This window comes from Anabaena sp. UHCC 0204 (assembly GCF_009711975.1).
GTDB lineage: Bacteria > Cyanobacteriota > Cyanobacteriia > Cyanobacteriales > Nostocaceae > Dolichospermum.
In genome coordinates this window covers 47,830-62,374 of the sequence record NZ_VIKW01000015.1, presented here as the reverse complement: position 1 = coordinate 62,374, position 14,545 = coordinate 47,830, and the positions used below count along the sequence as shown (strand labels likewise).

14 protein-coding genes are annotated in these 14,545 nt (G+C 37.3%); 8 read left to right on the top strand and 6 right to left on the bottom strand.

Annotated features, from left to right (window positions below; all coding sequences use genetic code 11):
• Nucleotides 1-55 precede the first annotated feature (55 nt).
• The 3 genes from FJR04_RS14045 to FJR04_RS14035 form a co-directional block, all read right to left on the bottom strand.
• Nucleotides 56-1,024 carry a sterol desaturase family protein gene (locus FJR04_RS14045; RefSeq protein WP_168495754.1) on the bottom strand — a complete coding sequence of 323 codons (969 nt, stop codon included), beginning with the start codon at nt 1,022-1,024 and terminating at the stop codon, nt 56-58.
• A gap of 73 nt (nt 1,025-1,097) precedes the next feature.
• The gene (locus FJR04_RS14040) at nt 1,098-2,294 is read right to left on the bottom strand and encodes a LeuA family protein (RefSeq protein WP_168495752.1); all 1,197 of its coding nucleotides are present in this window, start codon (nt 2,292-2,294) and stop codon (nt 1,098-1,100) included.
• Nucleotides 2,295-2,937: 643 nt separating this feature from the next.
• On the bottom strand, nt 2,938-3,192 hold the full coding sequence (locus tag FJR04_RS14035; RefSeq protein ID WP_168495750.1) for a DUF6761 family protein: 255 nt from the start codon (nt 3,190-3,192) through the stop codon (nt 2,938-2,940).
• A gap of 748 nt (nt 3,193-3,940) precedes the next feature.
• Between FJR04_RS14035 and FJR04_RS14030 the strand changes: the two genes are divergently transcribed.
• A complete protein-coding gene (locus FJR04_RS14030) occupies nt 3,941-4,711 on the top strand; it encodes a response regulator transcription factor (protein WP_168495748.1) in 771 nt (256 codons plus the stop codon).
• A 34-nt stretch (nt 4,712-4,745) separates the two neighbouring features.
• Here the strand turns inward: FJR04_RS14030 and FJR04_RS14025 are convergent, their stop codons facing one another.
• The 3 genes from FJR04_RS14025 to FJR04_RS14015 form a co-directional block, all read right to left on the bottom strand.
• Nucleotides 4,746-5,489: an ATP-binding cassette domain-containing protein gene (locus FJR04_RS14025; RefSeq protein WP_168495746.1), complete on the bottom strand. Its 744-nt coding sequence runs from the start codon at nt 5,487-5,489 to the stop codon at nt 4,746-4,748.
• 40 nt (nt 5,490-5,529) lie between these two features.
• Nucleotides 5,530-6,090 (bottom strand): hypothetical protein, encoded by a 561-nt coding sequence (locus tag FJR04_RS14020; RefSeq protein ID WP_168495744.1) that lies wholly within the window; start codon nt 6,088-6,090, stop codon nt 5,530-5,532.
• A gap of 129 nt (nt 6,091-6,219) precedes the next feature.
• The gene (locus FJR04_RS14015; RefSeq protein WP_168495845.1) at nt 6,220-6,921 is read right to left on the bottom strand and encodes a L,D-transpeptidase; all 702 of its coding nucleotides are present in this window, start codon (nt 6,919-6,921) and stop codon (nt 6,220-6,222) included.
• A gap of 313 nt (nt 6,922-7,234) precedes the next feature.
• On the opposite strand from FJR04_RS14015, the gene FJR04_RS14010 reads away from it, so the two are divergent.
• The 7 genes from FJR04_RS14010 (at nt 7,235) to FJR04_RS13980 (ending at nt 14,384) form a co-directional block, all read left to right on the top strand.
• Complete coding sequence (locus FJR04_RS14010; protein ID WP_168495742.1) at nt 7,235-7,891, top strand: sigma-70 family RNA polymerase sigma factor; 657 nt, start codon at nt 7,235-7,237, stop codon at nt 7,889-7,891.
• A gap of 116 nt (nt 7,892-8,007) precedes the next feature.
• Entirely contained in the window at nt 8,008-8,490 is a 483-nt protein-coding gene (locus FJR04_RS14005; RefSeq protein ID WP_168495740.1) for an anti-sigma factor, read from the top strand.
• Nucleotides 8,491-8,812: 322 nt separating this feature from the next.
• Nucleotides 8,813-9,709: a DUF4351 domain-containing protein gene (locus tag FJR04_RS14000; protein ID WP_168495738.1), complete on the top strand. Its 897-nt coding sequence runs from the start codon at nt 8,813-8,815 to the stop codon at nt 9,707-9,709.
• A gap of 101 nt (nt 9,710-9,810) precedes the next feature.
• Entirely contained in the window at nt 9,811-9,996 is a 186-nt protein-coding gene (locus FJR04_RS13995; RefSeq protein ID WP_168495736.1) for a hypothetical protein, read from the top strand.
• A complete protein-coding gene (locus tag FJR04_RS13990) occupies nt 9,993-10,172 on the top strand; it encodes a hypothetical protein (protein WP_168495734.1) in 180 nt (59 codons plus the stop codon). Before FJR04_RS13995 ends, FJR04_RS13990 begins: the two co-directional genes overlap by 4 nt.
• A 127-nt stretch (nt 10,173-10,299) precedes the next feature.
• Complete coding sequence (locus FJR04_RS13985) at nt 10,300-13,581, top strand: class I SAM-dependent DNA methyltransferase (protein ID WP_168495732.1); 3,282 nt, start codon at nt 10,300-10,302, stop codon at nt 13,579-13,581.
• Nucleotides 13,578-14,384 carry a hypothetical protein gene (locus FJR04_RS13980; protein WP_168495730.1) on the top strand — a complete coding sequence of 269 codons (807 nt, stop codon included), beginning with the start codon at nt 13,578-13,580 and terminating at the stop codon, nt 14,382-14,384. Before FJR04_RS13985 ends, FJR04_RS13980 begins: the two co-directional genes overlap by 4 nt.
• The last annotated feature ends 161 nt before the right edge of the window (nt 14,385-14,545 follow it).

Sequence of the window (14,545 nt, the reverse complement as noted above, 5' to 3'; positions counted from 1 at the left end):
TTGGCATTTGTTTTGATAATTGGGTGTTCTTAGTCAAATATGGTGAGGATAAAGGCTATTGATTTCGTTGCTGATGAAAAACAGCTTTAAATGGTTGCCAATAGAAGTTTAGTACACTATTAAATGGCTTTCCTTCTTCACTAGGTAAACCTAAATCTAACTTTTCATATTGTTTTGGCACGTACAATGTACCAAATATCCAATCCCAAAAAGCGAATATCTTACCGTAATTTGTATCGTAATACTTGGACTCATTAGCGTGATGAATATAATGTTGAGCCGGACTGATGAAGATATGACTTATCCAATAGGGAAAAGCTAACCAAATATGAGAATGGCGGAAGTTACCAGTTAAATAAAAGGCAAAGAGTAAAACAGGAATGCCATTAATATATAAGGCTTGATTTTGACTACCAAACACATAAGTCCATAATCCTATGCCTATGCCGGAACAGATAGAAACTGTCATTGTCTGAACAACATAGTCAAGAGGATGGTGTCGGAATAAAGTAAATGGAGTCAGAACTTCAGCAGTGTGATGTATTTTATGAAATTCCCAGAATAGAGGAATTTTATGTCTTAAATAATGATTGTAGAAATAACCAAAATCAACAATTATTATGACAAAAATACTGAAAGCTACATTGTACAAAATGAGGGATTCATTTATGGGAAAAAGAGTAGTGATTCCAGTTAAATAGGTTAGAGATTTGCTAACCATATTCGCAATAAAGGTTGCCGAAAGTATCGTAGTAAACGGTACTAAGATAAAGCTTTTCATCAACATTATCGGCACATAATTCTGATAATCCAGAATGGCTGATTTATGAAGAAAAATTTCTTTGGGAAAGAAGTATTCTAGAAAGCTTTTTTGTTCTTTTGTACTGATAAATCTTAGTAAATAAATTACCAGTGCTATTAATAATGAAGAAAGCAGATACAACCAATAAATTTGTGAATCTGAAACGAGTATTTGCTTGAATGGATACAAGCATAAATCAAAAATTGATTTCAATATCTCCATAGAAACCCCTGGTGAAAATGAATACAGAATAAGGTGTCACTTTGTAGTTTAAATTGTATCAAAATTGGCTAACTTAAAGAGAAAAAGTGGCAATTCCATTAGTTATGGGATGAATGGTAGTACAGCAGCGATAAACAATTGAGGGTAATTCTTTTTCTATATCAATGGGAGTTCCTCTTTTAGCAATGACTTTAATTTCTTGGAGAATTTTACCTACTAAATCTTGGTTTTCAGCTAAATCCCCTTTACCAATCTGCTTCAGAGCCAGTTGCACAGCAGTATATCCTGATTGCATTCCTAATGCCAAGCTGCTTTTTTTACCAAGAATATGCGGATTTAAACTCTGATAAAGCTGCTCATCTTTCGCTATAGCTTTAACATGAACACCTGCATAATGAGTAAAGGCATTTTTACCAGTGATAGGTTTATGGGGAGGAATGGAAATATGAGAATGTTCACTCACAAATTTATATAAATCATCTATAGTGTTAAGTTGCCAATTTTTTTCTTCTTCACCCATATCTATTAAATTGATCATTAGTTCGGCTAAATCAACAATTCCGGCTCTTTCTCCTAATCCCATTGCGGTGACATCAATAATGTCTGCACCTGCTCTATAAGCATCTAGAGCATTAGCTAAAGCTAAACCTTTATCATTATGACAATGCACTTCTATTTGTGGATGCAAACCACGTTTTTTTAGTTCCTCTTTGAGAGTTTTGACATAAAAATACATACTGCGCTGGGGATGAAATGGTGTGGTGTAACCTGTAGTATCTGCTATACTAATTATATCCACGCCTGCTTCTACGGCTGCGCTGGCTGCGGCTATGACATTTTCTATAGGCGATCGCACTGTATCTTCTGGTGTATATCTAATTAATAAGTCATGCTTCTGTTCTTTGGCAAAACTAACTACTTCAATAATTTTTTCAATAGCTGCATCTAAATTAATATTGTAATCTTGTTGTAATCTTTTTTTAGAAACACTAAAAAATACACCTAAAAAATCTACACCACAATCCAAAGCTTTTCTCACATTATCTATTTTACAAAGGGAATGAGCGCCTATTTTAGCATTCAATCCTGCTTGGGAAATTCTTGTGATAGCTAAAGCAATTTCACTGTCTACTGCGGGATTACCCGCTTCAATAATATCAACTCCTATCTGATCTAAAAACTGGGCAATTACCATTTTTTTCTCTGGAGAAAAATAAACTCCTGGAGTTTGTTCTCCTTCTCTCAAAGTAGAGTCAAGAATTTGCACCATATTTACCTTAAATTTCCGTGTATTTAATGTCAATCTCTTTAGAGTATTCCAAGTAAAAAAATGCCCAATTGTCATTGCGTTCGCGGAGCGTGGCGTTAGCCATATGGAGCGGAGCGGAATGAAGCAATCTCTGGTTTTGGATCATTTATTGTTTGGAACACTCTTAGAGAATATTCATAAGCTTGCAGTAATCTAGCATATTTTATACGCAGGTGAAAATTAATCAATAAATTTTTATGCACAAACAATGCAAGTTTTAATGAGAAATATATTTTATCTTAACCTTGTGTTAAAGCATCAACTATTTTGATTATTTAGGGAATAGATAAGGAATATAGAGATTTTTGTTTGTTCCACAAATGTTGAATTAATTTTGCTCAGGTACTTAGCAAAATTCCCCTCAGTCAGATGACAGTGAGGGGGATAGTTTAATCAATTACAGTATTTTCCAAATTTTTAGACTGCTACACCCTATTAGATATCTAGTGAAAAAGAATGTAGAGCCAAGAATCCATACATAAGGAACGACTCTACAGGGGTTCTGGAAAACGCATATTTAATTTCTGCTAGATGTCTATTGACGAATACAAAAAACGTGTTACGCTAGACAGCGGCAGACTACCAATCATGGTAGGTAGGTTCGTTAGTAATATCCATGTTGCTTTTCAGGTTCTGGTTGAACCATGGCAAAATTAGAGACATCGTGCAAATAGCGGCTGGCTTCTTCTTCTAGGCGATGAACCCAAAAAGGCTCAATCACGTTACTATGTCGAAGTGCGGCGAGATATCCATCCAAATACATCCGCATATCATCCATACGATAACCGCGATTCCATAATTCGACGAAGGCGTCAGTCAGTCTTTGGTAGTACCGAATGGTTTGTGTGTCTTGGAGCATAACTGCTGTGTTAATCTCGTTGGAATGATAATTTGTAGATGATGATTCACGCTCAATGAAGTATCACTTCCCTTTTATGTATTAACTCATAAGTTAATCTTTTCACCTTGGGTGAGACCCCCCAGCAGCTAAAAACTTAATTAGATTCTAAGTCGAAAAATGGTAAATATGGTTATTTGCTAAGGTATTTTAACGATTTTTTTGTGAAATGTCTGCTTTGAAATATTGGCAACTACAGAGCTAAATTGATCTCTAGCCAATTTTTGTGTTTTGCTGTTTGAAGATACAAATCTAGGCACTAATGCGTAAATCTGTATAATTAAGTTTGAGGGATTTTTCGCTGCAACAGGGATAGAGGACAAGCCGTCTCTACCTTTGGTAATAGTCAGGTGTGATTTTTATGCTACTCCTTTTGGTAAATGACTGTTATGTTAGTTTACCATATCTCTTAGGGAGTAGGACAAATGACCACAAATAAACTTTAATAATCGCTGACAGATGATAAGAAAGTAATTTTCTCTTTTTCCTGCCTAAATATAGATAAATAACAATTTGAGCTAATATATAAATGTAATGAAAATTTAATAAATCTACTAGCCTGGCTGCAAATACAGTAAAAAATAAATTTTTTGCAAGGTTTTATTGAGGAAAATGTAAAGGATATGTTTAATCAAGTAACAAAAACTACAAAACCTTGAGCATGAGATTGTTAATTTGAGATTCATCAACGCTAAGGGGTCTTGCAACTGTGGGTTCGGTTTGTATAGAAATTGTTGAGGGGAATCCCCATCTGAGGTCGTTGTTGGGTTGGCACTTGCAACAACTAGAATACCGAGTTCATCAAGCTGCCAGTATTTATCAAGCAAAAGAAGTTTTCCTCAGTCATCAACCAACTCTAGTCATTCTAGATGCGGATTTATCAGATGGTGATGGTGTGGAGTTTTGCCGTTGGTTACATCGTCAGCAACAGCCGTTAATTCTCATGTTATCTGCTCGCACAAACGAAGCTGATATTGTCGCCGGCTTGAAAGCGGGAGCAGATGACTATTTAAGCAAACCTTTTGGAATGCAAGAGTTTCTGGCTAGGGTTGAAGCAATTATGCGCCGTAACCGGACACCGACTGCACCAGCTTATTTAGATTATGGTAGTTTGCAAATTGATTTAGTCCAGCGTCGTGTTCGTTTCCAAGGAGAATTTATTGACTTAACACCCCAGGAATTCAGTTTATTGTATGTTTTAGCACAAGCTGGAGGAGTGCCTTTGAGTAGAGCGGAATTACTGCGTCGTGCTTGGCCTGACGCTATTGATAACCCACGTACCATTGATACTCATGTTTTATCGCTGCGGAAGAAGGTGGAACTTGATCCACGTCAACCTAGCTTAATCCAAACTATCCGTAATGTTGGATACCGATTTAACATGGAAATTTTGAACGTCAACATTCCCCAAACTCAAACAAAATTAGCCAGAGAAAGATTTACTAATCAAATCCCTGTACTAACTACTCAAAGTTCTTAAAGCAGGTAATTGTCAATTGTCAATTGTCAATTATTTAAGTCCATTCTGCTAGTGCTTGAGTTTCTGCTTGCATCAAGCTGGTTGTTAGCTTGTCCCAGTCTATCTCAGCAGCGGGTTGATTGACTACTAATTGACCTTGCTGAAGATGTAAGAGATGGGTACAAAACTCTTGAACTAAATCTATTTGGTGATTTACCATCAAAATCGCCGTTGATTGGGTTTGAGTTAGTTGGGTGAAGATATTGATTAAGTTAGAGCAGTTGGGGGCATCTAAGGCTGATGTAGGCTCATCTAAGAGAAGAATTTGGGGTTGGGTGACTAGGGCGCGAGCGATCGCAATTAACTGTCTTTGTCCAGAAGAAAGTTGCACCTCAGTTCGTCCTAACCATTGTTCAGGAATTTGCAGTTGTTCTTGCCAATAACTGACTTTTTCCTGAATGGTTTGCTTCGGTAAACCGCGCAGAATTAAAGGATAAGCCAAAGCTTCCTGAACTGTCATCCCCAACAACTTAGATTCTTGTTGTACAAGCATTACCTGTTGACGCAGTTGGATAATGGGAATTTGGCGATATTCCTGATTTTCGAGATAAATTTTGCCGCTAGTGGGTTCACTTAGGCGGTTAATGAGGCGTAATAAGGAAGTTTTACCAGCACCAGCTTCACCGACAATGGCCAAGCGATCGCCTGGTGATACCCGAAAGGAAATATCCTGTAAAATCGGGTATTGGTGTTGATGCTGTAACTGCCGATAAAGATTTATAGATTCTAGCCTGAGCATAGGGAACAATTGATAATTGACAATTGACAATTGATAATTATTAATTACCCATTAACAAAGCAGTTTGAATAGTCCAAACATCTACCAAAAGCAATAATAGGGTACAGGCTAACAGAATTAAATACATCCAAGGTTGTGATAGAGGGCGAACCTCTGTGGTATCAATGCCTGTTTTTGCTTGGACTATATTTACAAACTTAGCAAATCCAGACACACGCATGGGTAATAAATAAGCTTTACCATCTTGACTCAGGAAATAATAGACTAAACCGCCTTGACCAGTAGTACGGGGTTTTAACTCTTTGACATCTGACCATGATAAACTCCAACCTGGACGGAAAAACCGGGGAACCCAGGCTGGGTAAGTCACTTTAATCCCTTCTTCATCTAAAATTACCCTTTCAGTCAACACCGCATACAACAACACAAAGCCGCAACCAATTCCCACCCATAATAATGAAGGGGGAGTAGGTGCGGCTGTTGCTTGTGCTAAGAAGGGTAAAGGAACAGTCAATGCTAAATATAGACTTAACAGTGTGATCCGAATGAGGGGAGACAATCGAAAAACAGAAGTTGATTGATTAATTGGGTTTGCTGTCACGGCTTGATCATGATTGACATTAAGTTTATGGTATCCCCGCTTTCCACACTTCATTCGGAAATATACAAAGATTACGCCATTTGAGGACGGAATATAGCGATCGCATTGGTGTCATGTATCCTCAAATTTTCAATCACGCACTAATACTGGTGTACCTATACTCACTTGGCTATACAACATTTTGACATCAGAATTACGCATTCTCAGACAACCATGAGAAACAGCCGCGCCTACTAAATCAACATTTGGTGTACCATGAAAACCAATTTCGTTACGGCCATCTGACCAAAAACCAATCCATCTATCTCCTAAAGGACTATCAGTTCCACCTTCAAAGATTGCACCTGTAATGGGATGTCGCCAGATGGGATGGTGTTCTTTGTGCATGATTTGAAAATTGCCGGTTGGTGTTTCCCAACCCTTTTTGCCTATAGCAATGGGGTAACTAGCTATCACTTCATCATATCGAGAAACATAGGCGCGGCGATCGCTTAAATCCACCACCACTTGCGTCCCATCTTGTGCAGTTACTGGCTTTCTGGAGTTATTTATAGCATCTCTAACAGTAGCTAAACTTGACTGAGGCGTTTTCCCTGGAGAATCCAAATTGATCACAGCGGATTTTTGAGGAGAGGTAGGCACAGAAGCAGCAATTGCACTATCTCCCATTTCTACTTGTGAACGTTGCCTATAGACTCCTGTGGATGCAGATTGATTTAACTGTCCCGTTGTACTCCTCGTCTGTAAATGGACAGCCAGAGATAAAATTGCTGTACCAAAACAGAGAAACATGACCATAGTCACTACAGATTCATTTCTTGCCATTGCGATCGCCTATTATTTATCCCTGACATATCTGAGAACTGGTACTTAATAAAATTTTACCAATTACCAACTACCAATTACCAATCAAGTATTTTAGTGGACGGTTGTCAAACTGATCACTATTTTAAATTTAACAAAGACTTGATCCGTGTCATCTTTTTCCTTCTTTTCCCATACCTACACTCCGATTGCGAAACCTGTGAAAACTCCTTTTTATTTATATTTCCGTGTTCCGATTATAAATCCGTCACCTTACTGAGGAACTTTTGATTAATTATCCAGTCTAATAGAGGGGAGTGATTTAAAGCCAGTCCTATCTATGAGTCAATCCATTAGTGTATCTTGGTCAACAGTTGATGCCACCTACCCAGCAGCATCGGTGCAAGTTGACAAACTTTCAAACCACGATCTCATTTTGCGCTGTCAAGTCGGATTGCGTCCAGACCGTGCTGCCTTTGCAGAACTGTTACGCCGCTATCAAACTCAAGTTGATCGAGTGTTATATCATTTAGCGCCTGATTGGTCTGACAGAGCCGATTTAGCCCAGGAAGTTTGGATTCGTGTGTATCGGAATATCAGCCGATTACAAGAACCTGCTAAATTCCGCGGTTGGTTAAGTCGGATTGCCACAAATTTGTTCTATGATGAGTTACGCAAACGCAAACGGGTCGCCAGTCCCCTATCACTGGATGCCCCGCGGACGTTAGATGACGGTGAAATGGATTGGGAAATTGCCGGTGATACGCCAGGTCCTGAAGAGGAACTGACAACCAGAGAATTTTATGAGCAGTTGCGAGAAGCGATCGCGGATTTACCAGAGGTTTTTCGGACTACAATAGTTCTTAGGGAAATTGAAGGGATGGCTTATGAAGAAATTGCTGAAATCACCGGAGTTTCACTAGGAACAGTGAAATCTAGAATAGCTAGAGCTAGATCGAGATTACAAACTCAGTTGCAAAGCTATCTAGATACATAATCTACATCATGTTCCCTCAATTCTATGGCAGAATTTAAGAAATATTAAGGTCTGTCAAAGAAAATATATATTTTCTGCCATTGAGAACTAAAAATGAATCAACGGGTACTATGGATATGGAGAAGCGCGATTGTTTCGAGTTATTAAGTGCCTACCTAGATGGCGAAGTAACAGCTACTGAACGCAGGCAGGTAGAAGAATGGTTATCAACAGATGCCTCTATCAAATGTTTGTATAAAAGACTATTAAATCTCAGACAAGGCTTGCATAATATACCTATTCCCGCAGGTAATCAATCAACGGAAACCACGATTGAGCAAGTATTGACTCGTGCTAACCGCCGTTACCAGTTCAGCTTAATATTTGGTGGTGCAGCCATAGCTGCTTGTGTTTTGGGGGCAATTTCTGGTTTATTACCAGGTAACTCATCCAGAATGCTGGAAATGGCACAAACACGACCAATGACAGAATTGACACCAGAAGCTACACAGCCAGTAGCTGTAGATTTACCTTTAATGGTTGCTTTAAACAACCCAGTCATTGAAATTCCCAAAACAGCAATAGCTCCTACTCAAAAACCAGTTAATAACCTCAACTAATTAGCTGGTAAACTACAATCACTCCACCAGATATCAATTTACAGTATCGCCTCTAGCTGGTAGATATTTCGTGTTGTCATAAAATACATCTAAGTCAAGCCAAAGATGAGCCTTTTAGCTCGTAAACCTCTATACAGTAGCGATTGTAGAGGTTTTTTGATGTCTGTTGATTTAGGTGGTAATCTTCTAAATCATTGTTGATATAAGGGAATTTCGTTTATACACATATACATAGTGGTAAATTTGTACAGTGCGTAAGTCCTAACTGCTATATAATAGAAGTCTAAATTATTTCCCAGATTTTACTCAAGATTAAAATTCAATGACTAGGTTTATACATGATAAATTCGCCAAAGACTATCTAGAAGAATTATTAAAAGATTACGGAGAAGTCAAAGCATCAGAAAAAGTTTCAGGAGAGATTAAAGAAATAGATGTTTTATTTACACCTGCTAAACAACAAACTTCTAAATTACAAATACTGGGGTTACTAGGAAGACTTGCCGAAAATCCTGCAATAATAGAACCATACCGCAATCCAGCTTCTACCGATGAAATCTGCGACTGTATTCTCAAGTTATTAGAAGTAAAGGCTTTATTGCGACGAGAAGCCAAAGCCAATAAAATCAAACTTCAGGAGTCAGAAATTCCTAAATTGTGGATTTTAACCCCCACTATATCTGAAACTCGTTTATCTAGCTTTGGAACTATCCAAAAAGAAGGTTGGTTATCGGGAGTACATTTTTTAGCAGATGCCTTGCGAACAGCAATTGTGGCGATACACCAACTACCGCAAACACCGGAGACTTTATGGTTGAGGCTTTTGGGTAGGGGAAGCATACAATCACAAGCAGTTATCGAGTTGCAAGCGTTACCATTAGATCATCCTTACCAAAAAGCCACCCTGGAATTAGTTTACAACTTGCGCGAAAATTTGAGAGTAAATCAAGAACTAGAAACAGATGATAGGGAGTTAATTATGCGACTAGAACCACTTTATCAAAGAAATAGAGAACAAGCTAAAGAAGAAGGAAGACAAGAAGGAGAAAAAGACTTAATACTGCGTCTACTACATCGCCGGATTGGTGAAGTTGATGCGTTATTAATCGAGCGAATTACAGGATTATCAATTGAACAGTTAGAAAATTTAGGAGAGGCGTTATTAGATTTTTCTAGTGTGGCTGATTTAGAAGCTTGGTTAACCCAACACTCAATCTAATTCATTTTGATTGTTCGGGAGTTAATTATGCGACTAGAACCAATTTTCAAACAACCTCTTACAATTTATAATTATTTAATCTGCTTCAATAACTGCGGAATGTGGGTTTTAATCCCCCTCCTTCTCGGCAACAGTTGGAGGCTGTGGCTAAGGCTGTGGGGGTTGATGCTGATTTAGAGCAGATGTTACCACCTGCTGGGGTGGGAATGAATCTTGAACCTATTCGACTTTGTGCTGCTTGTTATGTGAGTCGCCTTGTCATCGGATTGAGTGGCAGTTTAAGGTGACTCAGGCGTGTCAGCATCATCATTTAAGTTTGCTGTCTGAGTGTCCTAATTGTGGGGCTAGGTTTAAAGTTCCAGCATTGTGGGTTGATGGTTGGTGTCATCGGTGTTTTATGGCGTTTGGGGAGATGTTAAGAGCGCAAAAACATATTTCCATAGCACTGCGAATTGAAATCTGAGAAATCCGGGTCAAAGATGGAGGGGTGAAGACGAACAGAAGTAAGGAATGCTTGCAAAGGGTAGCTGTAAGGAATAAGATGATATTTCAAATGGTTGTGTCCAGTCCAAATATTTAAGTCTAATCCAATGGTTGTAGGGTTAAGCTCCATTCGCGAACTTTTAGAAACCGCTTATTCCGCTCTTGATTTTAACGAGGGTGAACTTTTGGATGCAGACGCTACTCCTAATGATTTAACACTGGAACAATGGATTAACAAAGGGGACTGGTTGTCCCTGGCCAAGCAAGTTGGTGCAGAAAAGATTTTTTTTGTAGAAGATGATCCTGTAATTGTTTTTGCAAGTCGGGAAACCCAAGATAGAGAAACTCTGCGACAAGCTTTTAACAGTATCTGGTGTATGGCTAGACCTCAAATTTTGTTTCTCGCTATAAAAGGTGAACTTTCTGTTTATGATCTCACAAAACCTCCTGCTAAAACACTTCAAGAATGGGAAAAAATTAAGCCTTTAGCAATTGTAAAAAAAGCATCTGAAGTTGCGAAAAAACTAAATAATTACCACCGAGAAATAGTAGAATCAGGTAAGCTTTTTGAAGAAAAACATTTTGGTCATGATGACCAACGTGCAGATCAATCTCTAATTAGGGATTTAAAGACAGTTCGTGCTAGACTAACCTCTCCTAGCGTGGATAAAAAACTAGATGATAAATATGCTCATGCACTAATTGGTAGATCAATTTTCATTCGTTACTTGGAAGACAGAGAGATTTTGACTCGGGATTACTTCGAGGAAGTTGCTGCAAAAAACCCTGCATGGAAAGTCATACTTAATAGAGAAATAGGTAAATCTGACATTCATCAGGATATGGAAAGGCTTCTATACCCACGAGTTTTAGAAGATAAAGAATTTACATATGCTTTATTTGATAAGCTATCAGAAGATTTTAATGGGGATATGTTTCCATCTGATATTCAAGAAAAAAAAGCAGTAGACATAGAACATCTTAAGTTAGTGCAAGGTTTCTTGAGAGGCGATGTAGATCCTCAGCAAAAACTTTTCTTTTGGGCATACAAGTTTGACATTATTCCTATTGAACTTATTAGCAGTATTTATGAAGAATTTTATTTAACTTCAAATGCTGATTCAGGAAACCACGGTACACACTATACTCCAAGCTCGCTTGTAAGATTTGTTCTTTCTAAAGTTCTCACACCACAATCTCTTGAAAAGAATCCTAGAATTATCGATCCATGTTGTGGTTCAGGGATTTTTTTGGTTGAAGCTTTTAGAAGAATTGTACGTTATCTTACCTATAAGCAAAATGGAACAAGACTAGGTTCGGAAGAGCTTAGAAAAATTATTAGAGAGCAAATAGCGGGGATTGAGATCAATGAAGAGGCTGTGCGTGTTGCTGCTTTTAGTTTGTATTTAGCTCTCTTACATTATCAACAACCACCAGCGATTTGGGAGCAGATAAAAAATGGACAAACCCTTCCTAGTCTCAAGTACCAAAAAGATATTTTAACATCTAATGAAAGATTCAATAATTTAATTGAAGCCAATGCTTTTGATATAGAATCAAAAGTTAATGATATTAATGTACTAAGTGATTTTGGCAGTAGTTGTGCTGATATTGTAGTTGGTAATCCACCTTGGGGTGAACCTAAAGACGATGATAAATTAGGGAAAGCAGCTTTAGAGAAAGGACTTAAATGGTGTAGTGAAAGAGGTTATCCAGTTGGTGATAAAGAAAGGTCTCAAGTTTTTATTTGGAGAACACTTGATCTTCTACGAGATGGAGGTTATGCAGGGCTATTAGTCTCTACTGGTATATTTTTCAAACGTCACCAAAAGAGCAAGCAGTTTCGGCAGCAGTTATTAAGCTCAATTAAACTGATAGAAGTTATCAATTTTTCCCATACAAGAGATATATTTTTCAAAGCAATTTCTCCATTTGCATCTATAGTTTTTCAAAAAACATCTGATATTGATACTCAGCAACAAATAGTTGATTATTTTTCTGCAAAAAAATCTGCTCATGCTGCTAGTTTAAAATCAGTAGTCCTAAGCCATGTAGATATTCAACGAGTTCGGCAAAGTGATTTTATTGAAAATGATAAACTGTGGAAAATTTATTGGTGGGGAAATCACAGAGATCATGATTTGATTGATGTTTTAGAACTAAATCCGCCACTAAGAGATTTTTGCGATATTGAGAATTCAGGCCAGGGTTTCCAGAAAGGAAAAGGAAAAGATTCATTTTCAAGTGAAAAGCTTCCCAATTACAGAGAGTTTCCGACTAGATTTTTTACAAAATATGGTCTTCTGGATATGCAGCAACTTAAAACTATTCCTGAGCGACTTTACCGTACAGGAAAAAGTGAAAATTTATATTCAGGAATGCGGATTTTAATAAAACGTGGTATTTCTCAGACTACTTCACCTAAAGGACAAATTATTTCTCGTCTTGAGTCAAGTACGTTTTGTTTTCGTCACTCTATCTATTGTATAAAACTAGCAGAGCCGACTGATTGGCGGTACAAAGTTATTTTAGGAATTTTATGGTCATCACTTGCCAGATACTATTTCTTTCTAACTAGTAGTAACTGGGGAAACTGGCATTATGAAATTTATTATCATGAACTACTCGACTTACCAATTCGGTTTCCAGAAATTCAGGAACAAAGAGACAAACTTGTTCTTATTGTTGATAAATTGATAAATTTTAACCTAACTCCTCGAAATATGTTGGCGTTAAATGGCAAAACTCAGTTAGAAATAAATAAGGAGATTGCCAAGCTTGAATCTCAACTTGATGGAGCAGTATTTGATCTATATGAACTAAGAGTATCAGAGCGTGACTTAATTCGTGATATGTGTGATACTGGCATCGAATTTTTTTACAATAATATTAAAAGTCAAGCGGTTAAGCCTGTAATTGCTCATGGACTTCAGCTAAAGTATGGAGTTCTTCAAGATATTTCATCTGCAATAGGAATTTCAGACGAGTTCAAAGATTACTTGAGTGTGTTCTTGAAAATTTGGAACCGTGAGATTTATCCAGAAGGAGAGTTTAGCTGGAGAATAATATCTTCTTGTAAAATAACAACTATGTTATGTGTTATATTTTCTACACAAGAAGTAGGTCAATCATTCTCTCAACTTCCAGAAAATGATGAGGATGCATGGATACAAGTGTTGAGAGAACTTGACGACAGCTTATTAGTGCCTTACGATAGTAATCGTATATACATAGATGGTATGATTCGTGTAGTAACAGACACTAATATTATAATCATTAAGCGTAATCAAAAAAGACTTTGGACAAAGAGTATGGCTCGTGAAGATGTCGAGGCAACTCTAATTCAAGCCATCAATTTGCAGGAGTCTAACCAGGATATTTCTTTATGAGCGGTCTTTTACTAGGTAAGTTAAATTCGTGGGCTAACTTTGAGAAGTGCGTATTAGAAATAATTATTCTAGCATTAGAAATGCTTAACAAAAGCTCCTCTCTTCCATTGATTGAAGATGCTCAAAAGGGTGATAGCCTAAATCGCAGGTTGGATATATGTATCCGTCGTGCTATTCTTGAGTGGGAAAAAATTAATGAAACTGATATTGCTACAAGCCCAAAACTTAACCTCAAAAAACAACCCGATCTAGAAAATGAGCAAGTTTTTGAGGATTATGAAATAAAAAAACCTGATTTTCAATGGGAGTTTAGAGATCGATTAGGAAAAAAGGATAACCTAAATTCAATATTCAAAAACTATGAAATAGAATGTAAACGTTTAGGGAAGAAAGATATTTCAGGAAGGAGTTTTGTTGCGGAATATGTCAACAAAGGAATTCTTAGATTTACGACAAGTACACACCGTTACGGTCAATTCACTTCTTCAGGTGCAATGATTGGTTATGTTCAGGATATGGAGCTACAAGATATCTTAAATGAAGTAAATAGTTTTGCTGTATCTGCTTCTTTACCAGAGATTCTTCTTTCACCGGAAGGTTGGAAAGTGGAAACCAGTATACTTGAACATAGGCTAGATCGCCTGGATGTTCAGCCTACCCAATTTGATCTAAGACATCTCTGGTTAGATATGCGGAACAATTATGAAAACAATGCCAGTCCTCCTGTGAAAAAGCAAACAGCTAAGAACAGAAGCAGACAGGTTAAAAAAACTGAATCTTCTAAAACAATCCAAAGCAACTGAGTTTTTAAGTTCTTATTATCAAGTAGTTGGCGCTTATTTTTCTCTTAAATATGTCCATTGGTAAAGTAATATTTGTCAAATTCCTTTATACTAATTCTCTATAACTTTCAAAAAATACATTTTTATACAGCTTACTAAGTAATAATTTTAGATTTTCCATC

Coding starts and splice junctions, on each gene's coding strand:
- FJR04_RS14000 (WP_168495738.1), top strand. CDS start 8,813: ATGACTAGGTTTATACATGATAAATTCGCCAAAGACTATCTAGAAGAA.
- FJR04_RS14005 (WP_168495740.1), top strand. CDS start 8,008: ATGGAGAAGCGCGATTGTTTCGAGTTATTAAGTGCCTACCTAGATGGC.
- FJR04_RS14045 (WP_168495754.1), bottom strand. CDS start 1,024: ATGGAGATATTGAAATCAATTTTTGATTTATGCTTGTATCCATTCAAG.
- FJR04_RS13980 (WP_168495730.1), top strand. CDS start 13,578: ATGAGCGGTCTTTTACTAGGTAAGTTAAATTCGTGGGCTAACTTTGAG.
- FJR04_RS14035 (WP_168495750.1), bottom strand. CDS start 3,192: ATGCTCCAAGACACACAAACCATTCGGTACTACCAAAGACTGACTGAC.
- FJR04_RS13985 (WP_168495732.1), top strand. CDS start 10,300: ATGGTTGTAGGGTTAAGCTCCATTCGCGAACTTTTAGAAACCGCTTAT.
- FJR04_RS14025 (WP_168495746.1), bottom strand. CDS start 5,489: ATGCTCAGGCTAGAATCTATAAATCTTTATCGGCAGTTACAGCATCAA.
- FJR04_RS14040 (WP_168495752.1), bottom strand. CDS start 2,294: ATGGTGCAAATTCTTGACTCTACTTTGAGAGAAGGAGAACAAACTCCA.
- FJR04_RS14010 (WP_168495742.1), top strand. CDS start 7,235: ATGAGTCAATCCATTAGTGTATCTTGGTCAACAGTTGATGCCACCTAC.